At 46.8% G+C, this 2078-nt stretch carries 2 protein-coding genes; both read right to left on the bottom strand.

Annotated elements, in window-relative coordinates:
• Positions 1-1530, bottom strand: a 1530-nt coding sequence (locus tag IEV46_RS17700; RefSeq protein WP_188433928.1) for a condensation domain-containing protein, incomplete at its 3' end; no start/stop codon positions are given.
• 89 nt (positions 1531-1619) lie between these two features.
• On the bottom strand, positions 1620-2078 hold a 459-nt coding region (locus IEV46_RS17695), incomplete at its 5' end, for a condensation domain-containing protein (RefSeq protein ID WP_229736208.1).

The raw sequence follows: 2078 nt of genomic DNA, 5'->3' as shown, positions 1-2078 counted from the left end.
TTCCCGGGCCAATCCCCGCTCCCGCAGGGCATGGGCCAGCCGGTTGGCTTCTTCGTTCAACTCCCGGTAGGTGAGAACCCTCTCTCCCCTTTTCACCGCCACCCGCTCCCCCTGACGGGCTGCCTGTTCCTCAAACAGCGAGACCAGGGTCGCATCCTTCGGATACGACGCCCGGGTGTCGTTGAAGTGTTTTAAAAGTGACTGTTCACCGGCAGTCAAGATCTCCAACTGTTCAATTGCAGTATCCGGATCACGCAAGATCGCCTGCAATACAGACTGGAAATGCCCTGAAATTAATTGAATCCAGTTGGAATCGATCACAGAGTGATTGTAAGTGATCCAAAGTTGGAGTTCCTCTTTTAATTGAAATTGCAAAACGAGATCATAGTTGGTTTGTTCAAAAGAGTCCTTGGGAATCAGCTGAAACCTAAGTTCCGGATTATCTAAAATGGAGTCATCTAGGGGATAATTTTCGAAAGCAACAATATGATCAAATCGGGCTTCTGTAATCTGAGCTTGTAAATCAGCCGGTGAAATATGATGATGTGCTTGAGATGAAATGGAAACCTCCTGTATCCTCTTCACCAACTGAGAAAAGGTTTCCCCTTTTTTTGTATTGACACGTACGGGAATCGTGTTGATGAACAATCCGATCATCTGTTCCACACCGGGGAGGTCCGAAGGACGACCGGAAACCACAGAGCCGAACAACACATCTTCGGAATTTAAGTATCGTTGCAATAACACCCCCCAGACTCCATGTACCAAGTTGCTCACAGTAACACCCAGTTTTTTGGCCAGTTCAGTCACAGACAAAGTCTCTTCCGATGAAAATCGAACAGGGTGCCTGCGCCGGTCGTAAGAGCTCTCAACCCGATCCGGACGTTTGGGAAGAAAGGGCATCACCTGTAAGTCAGCCAATTGATTCCTCCAAAAACGAAGGCTTTCTTCCTCATCTTTCCGATCCAGGTATTCAATGAAAGTTTGATAGGGAGCCGACACGGAAAGTGACGGTTTTTCCCTCTTTTGATCTGCAAGATAAACCTTTAAAAGTTGATTGATCAGAAGGCCCACACACCAGCCATCCATGAGAATGTGATGAAAACTGAACAACATTTGATAGGTATTGTCACCGGTTTGTAAAAGTGTCAAACGCACCAGTGCATCCCGGGCCAGGTCATACCTTTGGTTCCTCTCTTCCTCCTTGAACCGACGGATCCAGTCATCTCTGTCGGAAGGCTCCATATCCGACAAATCCTCATATCGAAAAGCGGAATGATGTTCCTTTAATATAATTTGGACGGGTTCCTTCACTTTTTGGTGTACAATCACCGTCCGCAACGCATCATGACTCTTCACCAAATAGTCCCAACTTCTCCGCAATCCGGAAGGATCCGCTTTACCTTTCAGCTCAAATAACACCTGCTCGAAATAAACACTTGGGTTGTCCTCTTTTAAAACATGAAACAAGATTCCCCGTTGCATCGGTGATAGACGGGTAATTGCCTGGATGTTCTTTCGCTGAAACACATTTGATCACTCCTCCGTAAAATTGGTGATAAATAAGAGGAGGTCGCCCGCCCGGTTGGAACAGGCGACTACATATTACATACTTTCTTTTATTCGTCTTCAAAGACATCGAGAAGATCTTCCAAATCATCCAGCGACCAGTCTTTCATTCCATAATCGCTGGGTGTGTGTTCGGTTTCATTTTGGGTCAGACAATGTTGAACCAACCGTTCCAGGCACTGTTTTATAATGGAGAGCAATTTTTGTACTGTTTTTGTCTCATATGCCTCTCCGTTTGCAAACAAACGGAGTTGCAGACAGCCTTTCAATATGACACCGTGCAAATAAAGATCACATTCTTGATGATTGGAAGGTTGGATCTGATTTCCCATCGGGAAGTCAGACAGTTGCAGCTCCTTACTCCGGAAGCCATCCAACTGTCCCAGGTAGTTGAAGCTGATCCCGGGTTGGACTTTCCCTCTCTTCCCCTGCAGATACCGCCGGACTCCATACCCCACCCCTTTATGGGGCACCCGGCGCAAAGTCTCCTTCACTTCCTTGATCACTGT

The sequence above is a fragment of the Kroppenstedtia guangzhouensis genome, from assembly GCF_014637345.1.
In the GTDB taxonomy this organism is placed as follows: Bacteria; Bacillota; Bacilli; order Thermoactinomycetales; family DSM-45169; genus Kroppenstedtia; species Kroppenstedtia guangzhouensis.
The sequence above is the reverse complement of the archived record's forward strand: the minus strand, read 5'-3'. Positions and strand labels throughout refer to the sequence as shown.